This is a genomic window from Xanthomonas sp. LF07-6 (assembly GCF_034105445.1).
Lineage (GTDB): Bacteria > Pseudomonadota > Gammaproteobacteria > Xanthomonadales > Xanthomonadaceae > Xanthomonas_A > Xanthomonas_A sontii.
In genome coordinates, this window is sequence record NZ_JAXGGI010000007.1 from 217,141 (window position 1) to 225,750 (window position 8,610).

The 8,610-nt window shown below is 69.6% G+C and carries 7 protein-coding genes; all 7 read left to right on the forward strand.

Translation table 11 applies throughout. From position 1 onward, the window contains the following. Positions 1-16 precede the first annotated feature (16 nt). Positions 17-955, forward strand: coding sequence for a DUF58 domain-containing protein (locus SLW56_RS13255; RefSeq protein WP_267102055.1), 939 nt, complete (start codon positions 17-19; stop codon positions 953-955). Further along, positions 952-1,419 (forward strand): DUF4381 family protein, encoded by a 468-nt coding sequence (locus SLW56_RS13260; RefSeq protein ID WP_153750743.1) that lies wholly within the window; start codon positions 952-954, stop codon positions 1,417-1,419. The genes SLW56_RS13255 and SLW56_RS13260 overlap by 4 nt, the downstream gene beginning before the upstream one ends. Continuing rightward, positions 1,416-2,438, forward strand: a complete 1,023-nt coding sequence (locus SLW56_RS13265; RefSeq protein ID WP_295910243.1) for a VWA domain-containing protein — start codon at positions 1,416-1,418, stop codon at positions 2,436-2,438. The genes SLW56_RS13260 and SLW56_RS13265 overlap by 4 nt, the downstream gene beginning before the upstream one ends. Then, positions 2,435-4,282 carry a tetratricopeptide repeat protein gene (locus SLW56_RS13270; protein ID WP_320694963.1) on the forward strand — a complete coding sequence of 616 codons (1,848 nt, stop codon included), beginning with the start codon at positions 2,435-2,437 and terminating at the stop codon, positions 4,280-4,282. Before SLW56_RS13265 ends, SLW56_RS13270 begins: the two co-directional genes overlap by 4 nt. Before the next feature lie 47 nt (positions 4,283-4,329). Continuing rightward, positions 4,330-6,036: a BatD family protein gene (locus SLW56_RS13275; protein ID WP_279364010.1), complete on the forward strand. Its 1,707-nt coding sequence runs from the start codon at positions 4,330-4,332 to the stop codon at positions 6,034-6,036. 145 nt (positions 6,037-6,181) lie between these two features. After that, positions 6,182-6,952, forward strand: a complete 771-nt coding sequence (locus tag SLW56_RS13280; RefSeq protein ID WP_295910245.1) for a hypothetical protein — start codon at positions 6,182-6,184, stop codon at positions 6,950-6,952. A 260-nt stretch (positions 6,953-7,212) separates the two neighbouring features. Continuing rightward, the gene (locus SLW56_RS13285) at positions 7,213-8,523 is read left to right on the forward strand and encodes a dicarboxylate/amino acid:cation symporter (RefSeq protein ID WP_320694964.1); all 1,311 of its coding nucleotides are present in this window, start codon (positions 7,213-7,215) and stop codon (positions 8,521-8,523) included. Positions 8,524-8,610 lie beyond the last annotated feature (87 nt).

Sequence of the window (8,610 nt, forward strand, 5' to 3'; positions counted from 1 at the left end):
GCGCGGAGTAACGACGATGGCACCGCAGCCGACTGCGCCGGGCATGCCGCACGCTGCCGCGCCGGCCGAGGCGGGCATCCGTCCCAGCCTGGCCGAGCTGGTCGCCCTGCGCGCCGCGGTCGCACGCATGCCGCCGCCGCGCCGAGGCCGCCATGGTCTCAGTGGCGCCGCCCCGTCGCCGATGCGCGGGCGCGGCATGGAGTACGCCGAGTCGCGCGAGTACGTGGCCGGCGACGACGTGCGGCACATCGACTGGCGGCTCACCGCGCGCAGCGGCCGCACCCACACCAAATTGTTCCAGGCCGAGCGCGAACGGCTCAGCCTGATCGTCGCCGACACCGCGCCGTCGCTGTACTTCGGCACGCGCGTGCGCTTCAAGTCTGTGCAGGCGGCGCGTGCCGGGGCGGTGGCCGCGTGGGCGGCGCAGCGCCAGGGCGATCGCCTGGCCGCTTTGCGCGGCAGCCGCAGCGAAGCGCCGGTGCCGCCCGCCGCCGGGCCGCGCGGCGTGCTGCGCGTGCTCGATGCACTGGCGCGCTGGTATGCGCAGCCGCCGCAGGACGATGCCGGCCTGAGCATGGCGCTGGATCACGCGGCCAAGCTGCTGCGCCCGGGATCGCGCCTGACCGTGCTGGCCGATCCGGCCAGTGCGCAGGCCGTGCCCGCCGCGCGCTGGGCCGGGCTGGCGCTGCACAACGAAGTGGAGTTGCTGCTGCTCGCCGATCCGCTGGAAGTGCATCCGCCACGCGCCGCGCTGCCGTTCTGGGCAAGCGGCCGCCGCGTGGAGGTGGATCTGCTGGCGAGCACCGCGCAACAGCGCTGGCGCGCGCAATTCGTGCAGCCGTTGGAAACCCTGTCGGCGGAACTGCCGGGCCGCGGCGTGCAGGTGCGGGTATTGCTGAGCGACGCGCCCAGCGAGTCGTGGTTGCTGCCGGTGCAACGGGGGGCGTCGGTATGAGCCCGCAGCAACTGCCCCTGCGCGATGTGCATCTGCCGCCGGCACCGGCCTGGTGGCCGCCCGCACCGGGCTGGTGGATGCTGGCGGCGGTGTTGCTGCTGGCGCTCGGCGTGGCATTGTTGGTATGGATGCGCCGGCGCCGGCGCGAGCAGCGCTGGCAGCGTCAGTTCGATGCGGCGACGCGCACGGGCGAACCGCCGGCGCAGGTGGCCGCGGTCTCGGAGCTGCTCCGGCGCGCGGCACAACGTCGCGATCCCGCCGCGGCAGTGTTGCAGGGAGAGGACTGGCTGCGGTTTCTGGATGGTGGCGACACGCGCCAGGCGTTCTCCACCGGCCCGGGCCGTGTGTTGCTCGACGGCGGTTACCGGCCCAGCGTGGACCCGGCGCAGGTGCAGGCGCTGCTGCCGCTGGCGCGGCGCCGCTTCCTGGCGTTGATGGCGGCGCGGCGTGGAGGACGTCGATGAGCCTGGTGTCGTCGTCGTGGCAGAGCCTCAGCGACCTGCTGGCCGGCTTCGCCTGGCCGTGGATGTGGCTGGCGATGCCGCTACCCTTGCTGGCCAATCTGCTGCTGCCGGCACGGCGCGGCAATGCGCCGGCCTTGCGCGTGCCCTATGGCGAGCGCCTGCAGGCCGTGGCCGCTGCGCCGGCACGCGGCGGGCTGTGGCGCGCCAGCGTGTGGCTGGCGTGGCTGGCCTGGTTCTGCCTGTGCGCGGCGGCGGCGCGGCCGCTGCAACTGGGCGAACCCATCGCGCCGCCGCAGCAGGCGCGGCAGCTGATGCTGGCGGTGGATCTGTCCGGCAGCATGAGCGAGCCCGACATGACCCTGGGCGGGCGCGTGGTCGATCGGCTGACCGCGGCCAAGGCGGTGCTGGCCGACTTTCTCGATCGCCGCGATGGCGACCGCATCGGCCTGCTGGTGTTCGGCCAGCAGGCGTATGCGCTGACCCCGTTGACTGCGGATCTGGCCACGGTGCGCGACCAGTTGCGCGACAGCGTGGTCGGCCTGGCCGGGCGCGAGACCGCGCTGGGCGATGCGATCGCGTTGGCGGTCAAGCGCCTGCGCGAACAGCAGCAGGGCGAGCGGGTGCTGATCGTGCTCACCGATGGCGTCAACACCGCCGGCGTGCTCGATCCGCTGAAGGCCGCCGAACTGGCCAAGGCCGAACACGTGCGCGTGTACACCATCGCCTTCGGTGGCGATGGCGGCATGTCGCTGTTCGGTCTGCCGATCCCCGGCAGCGGCGGCGACGACCAGGTCGACGAGGACACGCTGCGCAAGATCGCGCAGGACACCGGCGGGCGCTTCTTCCGCGCCCGCGACACCGCCGAGCTGGCCTCGATCTATGCCGAACTGGACCGGCTCGAGCCGGTACGTTCGGCCGGTCCGGCGGTGCGGCCGCGGATCGAGCGCTACGCCTGGCCGCTGGCGGCGGCGCTGGCGCTGGCGTTGCTGTCCTTCATCTGGCCCTGGAGGCGGCAATGACCCGCGCGATGGAGTTCCTCCAGGCATTGCACCTGTTGCGCCCCGAATGGCTGTGGGCGCTGCTGTTGCTGCCGTTGCTCGGCTGGAGCTGGTGGCGCCGGCGGCGGCGCCATGACATCTGGCGGCGCACGGTGGACCCGCATCTGTTGCCGCATCTGCTCGCGCGTGGCGATGCCAAGGGCAGTGCTGGCCTGTTGCTGGGCGCGCTGGGCTATGCGCTGGCGGTGCTGGCGCTGGCCGGACCGAGCTGGCGTCAGGAACAGCAGCCGCTGTGGCAGGCGCGCACGCCGTTGGTGATCGCGCTGGACCTGTCCGCGCAGATCGACGCGCGCGATCTGCCGCCGTCGCGGCTGCTGCAGGCGCGGGCCAAGCTGGCGCGGCTGCTGCACGAGCGCGCCGGCGGCGAAGTGGCCTTGCTCGCGTATGCCGGCGAGCCTTACACGGTGGCGCCGCTGACCGATGATGCGGCGAACGTGGGCCTGTTCCTCGACGCGCTGTCGCCGCAGGTGATGCCGGTGGCGGGGCAGCGCACCGACCTGGCGATCGATTGGGCGGCGCAGTTGCTGCGCCAGGCCGGCTTCTCCCGCGGCGACATCCTGGTGCTCAGCGACCAGGCCGACGCGCAGGCGCAGCAGGCCGCGGCGCGCGCGGCCAGGCAGGGCTATCACGTGTCCGCGCTGGGGCTGGGCACGGCGCAGGGCGCCGCCTACCGCGACGACCAGGGCCGGCTGTCGCACGCGCAATTGGATGCGGGTGCGCTGCGCGCGCTGGCGGAAGCGGGCGCGGGCCGCTATGCGGCGTTGACGCCAGACGATACGGATCTGCGCGCGCTGGGCGTGCTGCGGCCGCAGGAAGCGGACGCCACGGCGGCCGACGAAAGCCATGGCCGCGTGTGGCTCGATCAAGGCTATTGGTTGCTGCCGCCGCTGATGCTGCTGGCCTTGCTCGCGTTCCGCCGTCGCGGTGGCGCCGCGGTGCTGTTGCTGGTGTTGGCGCCGCTGGCGATGCCGCTACCGGTGCATGCGCAGGCTCAGGCGCCAGCGCATGCACAGACGCCGACACTCGGTCCTGTCGCAGGCGGGTGGTGGGAACGTGCCGACCAGGTCCGCCAGCAACGGCTCGATGCAGGCGTGCAGGCCTACCGCAAGGGTGATTTCGCCGCCGCGCAACAGCAGTTCGAAGGCATCGACAGCGACGCCGGCTGGTACAACCTCGGCAATGCGCTGGCACGGCAGGGCCGTTACGACGAGGCGATCGACGCCTACGACAAGGCGCTGAAACTGCATCCGCAGATGGCCGATGCGATCGCCAACCGCGCCGCGGTGGAGGCCGCGCGCAAGCGCCAGTCGTCGCAGGACTCCAAGTCCGGCCAGCAGGGCAAGGACGGCAAGCAGCAGAAGAGCGGGCAGTCGCAGAACGGCCAGCAACAGAACGGTCAACAGCAAAACGGTCAACAGCAGGCGGGTCAGCAGCAGAACGGCGCCCAGCAGAACCCGCAGCAGAAGAACCAGCAGCAAAACGGCCAGCAGCGCGACGGCCAGCAGGGACGCGATGGCGCCAAGGACGCGCGGCAGGCGCCGCCGAAGCCGGGCGATGCACAGGCGCAACAGCAGGCCGATGCGGCGCAGCGCCAGCAGATGCAGCAGGCGATGGCACAGCAGGGCGGCACCGACAAACAGGCCGCCGAGCGCGCCGCTGCCGCCGCGAACGAGACGCCGCAGCAACGCGAGCAGCGTCAGGCGGTCGAGGCGTGGCTACGGCGGGTGCCGGACGATCCGGGCAATCTGCTGCGCGCCAAATTCAGGCTGGAACACGAACGCAGGCAGCGGGAACAAGAACCATGATCCACTTCAAGCGACTCGGCCAGGGGGCCCGCGCCTGCGCGGTGCTGATGGTGTTGGCCGCGCTGCTGCTGGCGCTGCCGGCGGCTGCCGCCACGCGCGCGTGGCTGGATCGCGACAACGTCGGCGCCGGCGAGGGCGTGACCCTCAACATCGAGACCGACCAGGCGGCGGCCACGCCGGACTACGCGCCGCTGCGCGCGGATTTCGCGCTCAGCAACGAGGTCAAGAGCCGGCAGATGCAGATCGTCAACGGCGCGGTCTCGTCGAAGTCCTTGTTCGGGGTGATGCTGACGCCGCGCAGCACCGGCACGCTGGAGATTCCGTCGCTGCAGGTCGGCAACGAACGCACCGCGCCCTTGCGGCTGGAGGTGGCCGCGGCCAGTGCCGCGGTGCCGGCCACCGCCAATGCCGACGTGCCCGCGCAGGTGGGCAACGCCGACGTCTTCGTGCAGACCGTCGTCGACGATGCGCGGCCCTACGTGCAGCAGAGCGTGGGCGTGGTGGTGCGGCTGTATCTCGGTGTGCCGCTGAGCTCGGGCGAGCTGGACCTGGACGCGCCGGCCGGCGCGTCGCTGCAGCGCGTCGGCGACGACATCCAGAACCGCCGTCAGATCGACGGGCGCATGTACACGGTGGTCGAGCGGCACTACCTGCTGGTGCCAGAGCGCAGCGGCTCGCTGCTGTTGCCGGGCGCGCGTTTCAGCGGCCGCGGCCCCACCGGTTTCTTCGACGACTACTTCGGCCGCGGCGGCGAACTCAATGCGCGCGGTACCGCGCAGACCCTGCAGGTGCGCGCGCAGCCGGCCAATGCGCCGCAGCCGTGGCTGCCGCTGCACGAACTGCGCCTGCGCTACACCGCCACGCCGCAGCGTGCCAAGGCCGGCGAGGCTGCCGACATCGTGGTCGAGGCCACGGCACGCGGCGCGACCCAGGCGCAGTTCCCCGAACTGCCCACGCCCAGTGTCGATGGCGCGCAGGTGTTCGCCGAGCCGCCGCAGGTGCAGGAACGCTTCGTCGATGGCGGGCCGCAGGTGACCGTCACCCGTCGCTACTCGATCGTGCCGCAGGCGGCCGGCCCGTTGCTGGTGCGCGGCCTGCGCATGCCGTGGTGGGACGTGGGCGCCGGCGCCGCGCGCGAGGCCAGCCTGCCGGACCTGACCCTGCAGGTGCAGCCCGGACAGGGCGTGCCCGCGCCGGCTCCCGCCCCGGTCACCCCCGCGGCGCCGACGCTGAGCGTGGTTCCCGCTGACACCGCGGTGGCGCCGACGCATACCCTGCGCGGGTGGCTCGCGTCGTCGCCGCTGTGGATGGCGCTTGCCGCGGGCTTCGCGGTGCTGTGGCTGGCGACCCTGGTCTGGGCCTGGCGCCGCTTGCGCCGTGCACGCGGCGTTGCAGCGCTGCCGGGCTCGGCAGCCAACGCTGCGCCGGGTGCGACATCGGCACCCGCGACGGCGCGCGCCGCATTGCCGGAATTGCGCAAGGCCCTGGACAGCGGCGGTCTGGACGAGGTCGCGGCGATCCTGTGCGCGCAGGCCGGCGTCGCCGACCTGGATACGGTGGTGCAGCGTCTGGACGATCCGGCGCAGCGCGATGCGGTGCTGCGCATGCAGCACGCACGCTGGGGCGGTGGCGGCGATGTGACCGGTGCGCGCGCCGCGTTGCGTCAGGCGTTCTGGGCCGGACCGCGCTGGCGCGCTACGTCGCGCAAGCAAGACAAGGACGAGCTGCCGCCGCTGTATCCGCGCGACGCCTGAATCCATCGTTGTGCCTTCTGCGAGCACTTGCAGCGATGCAGTGTGACGAAAACGTCGTGGTGTGATCGCTGTCGTGCCTGGTCCAGTGAAGCGCGATAGATTTGGTGGCGCTGCCGGAAGCAGCGCCACTTAGGAGGATCGCAACATGAAAAGGGTTTTCATATTGGCTGTATTGACTGCCTGCTGTTTAGGTGCCGCGCCGTCGGAGGTAAGGGCCGCCAACTCTTCGATCGGTCCCCTGGCAACGTGCGGAGGAATTAGCAGCCAAGTGTTCGCAGGTGGGTACGTTGTCAATCGCACATGTGATGGTTCGAACATAAGCGGCTTCGGGACGACGCTGGACGACGCCGTAAGCAATGTTAATGAGTTCTCGAAGTTGCTGGATCAAGGATTGAGTTGTTCATACGGGAGTTTTCAGGCCACTCCAGGTGCATTCAATACCAACTTCAACTGTTCCCTGAAAAATGCCGGTGGAGGGCTCGGGAGATCGGGGCAGATTGCTGGTATCGGTACCACGGCAACCGACGCTGGGAATAACGTGCTGGACTTTGCGAAGTTGTATGCGGCCTCATCGGGCTACCAATGTTCGTCCGCGCAAATCCAGCTGTTGAATGGTGGGTTCATTACCGATTTCTCGTGTGCTTACCCGAATACGGGTGGTGGGTTGGGAAGGTCGGATACGATCAGTGGCATTGGATCTACTTCAACGGAAGCGGCCCAAAATGCCAGGGGCTTCGCCGAGTTGGCGGCATCAGTCAAGCGCGTATGCCGCACGACATCTGGTTCGATCCGCCTCAATGGCGTCATCTTTGAGGTCACTTTCACCTGCTCAAATACGGGGCGGGCGGTCGTGGGCTATGGAAGTACGCTGACCTCGGCAGGTAGGGATGCATTGATGCAGGCACAGTCCCAGTAAGGCCTCGATAACGTGAATGATGCGAATGGCGTGACCCAGCTTCGCGCCATTCGCGTCTTCAGTGAGCGTGGGGAGCCGCTTCGCAACTACCTGCGTTTGTGTGCGAGCGCAGCTGTGGCTGGCGGAGCGTGGTTGCTAAGCCTGTTGTCGCGACGGCGCCGATAGAAGGCGGCCTTGCCATGCAATCGCACTAGGCCCGTTTGTTCGATGCTTGCTCATGGTTTGTTAAGCTGGGAGTTCCTCCTTGCAAGGCGCACACCATGACCCATACCCCCGTGAAGGCCGAAACCGGCATGCCGTTGCATTGGAAAATGGCGATCGGCTTCGTCCTGGGGCTGGTGCTGGGGCTGGTGGTGCACATGAGCGTAGGCGGCGATGCGGCCTGGGTGCAGGCGCTGACCAAGTACCTCACCACGCCTTTCTCCAAGCTGTTCCTCAACCTGATCTTCATGCTGATCGTGCCGCTGCTGTTCTCGGCGCTGGTGATGGGCATTTCGGAGATGGGCGACATCCGCGCGCTCGGCCGGATCGGCTGGAAGACGCTGGGCTACACGGTGGTGCTGTCGGGTGTGGCGGTGCTGCTGGGTCTGGTGCTGGTGAACGTGCTCAAGCCGGGCATCGGCGTGGATCGCGAGCTGGCGCAGCAACTGCTGCAGCAGAACGTGGAGCGCACCGCGCAGATCGTCGACCAGAGCAAGCACCAGCCGCACGGCATGGACATGCTGCTGTCGATCGTGCCCGACAACGTGGTCGAAGCCGCGTCCAGCAATGGCGCGATCCTGTCGCTGATGTTCTTCGCGGTGATGTTCGGCGTGGGCATGGTGCTCAGCGAAGACGCCAAGGTGGCGACGCTGCGCCGCGGCATCGAGGGCGTGTTCGAGATCTCGATGACCCTGATCGGGCTGGTGATCCGCCTGGCGCCGTATGCGGTGGCCTGCTTCATGTTCAACCTGGCGGCATTGTTCGGCTTCGAGTTGTTGGTGCGGCTGGGCGCCTACGTGGGCGTGGTGGTGCTGGCGCTGGGCCTGCACATGGTGGTGAGTTACGGCGTGGCGGTGCGCCTGGCCGGGCGCTCGCCGCTGTGGTTCTTCCGCGCCACCCGCGAGGCGACGGTGATGGCGTTTTCCACCGCGTCCAGCAACGCCACCCTGCCGACCGCGCTGCGCGTGGCCGACCAGATGGGGCTGCCGCACAAGGTCTCGCGTTTCGTGCTCACCGTCGGCGCCACCGCCAACCAGAACGGCACCGCGCTGTTCGAGGGCGTGACGGTGATCTTCCTGGCGCAGTTCTTCGGCGTGGAGCTGAGCATCGCGCAGCAGTGCATGGTGATGCTGGTCTGTATTCTCGGCGGCATCGGCACCGCCGGCGTCCCGTCCGGCTCGCTGCCGGTGGTGGCGCTGATCTGCGCGATGGTCGGGGTGGACCCGGTCGGCATCGGCATGATCCTGGGCGTCAACCATTTCCTGGACATGTGCCGTACCGCGCTGAACGTGACCGGCGACCTGGCCCTGACCACAATGGTGGCCAACGGGGAGGATGGCGGGGATTCGGGAGTCGGGATTCGGGATTGATGAAGGTGGCAGCGTCGCGGCCTGAACCGGCCACGCGTGAGAGCGGCCTCAGCCGCGATGGGCCTTGCGGTGAACGCCTGTCGCAGC

What these genes read in the sequence shown, in the direction of transcription:
- SLW56_RS13260 (WP_153750743.1), top strand. Translation starts at nt 952, where the DNA reads ATGAGCCCGCAGCAACTGCCCCTGCGCGATGTGCATCTGCCGCCGGCA.
- SLW56_RS13275 (WP_279364010.1), top strand. Translation starts at nt 4,330, where the DNA reads ATGGTGTTGGCCGCGCTGCTGCTGGCGCTGCCGGCGGCTGCCGCCACG.
- SLW56_RS13280 (WP_295910245.1), top strand. Translation starts at nt 6,182, where the DNA reads ATGAAAAGGGTTTTCATATTGGCTGTATTGACTGCCTGCTGTTTAGGT.
- SLW56_RS13270 (WP_320694963.1), top strand. Translation starts at nt 2,435, where the DNA reads ATGACCCGCGCGATGGAGTTCCTCCAGGCATTGCACCTGTTGCGCCCC.
- SLW56_RS13285 (WP_320694964.1), top strand. Translation starts at nt 7,213, where the DNA reads ATGACCCATACCCCCGTGAAGGCCGAAACCGGCATGCCGTTGCATTGG.
- SLW56_RS13255 (WP_267102055.1), top strand. Translation starts at nt 17, where the DNA reads ATGGCACCGCAGCCGACTGCGCCGGGCATGCCGCACGCTGCCGCGCCG.
- SLW56_RS13265 (WP_295910243.1), top strand. Translation starts at nt 1,416, where the DNA reads ATGAGCCTGGTGTCGTCGTCGTGGCAGAGCCTCAGCGACCTGCTGGCC.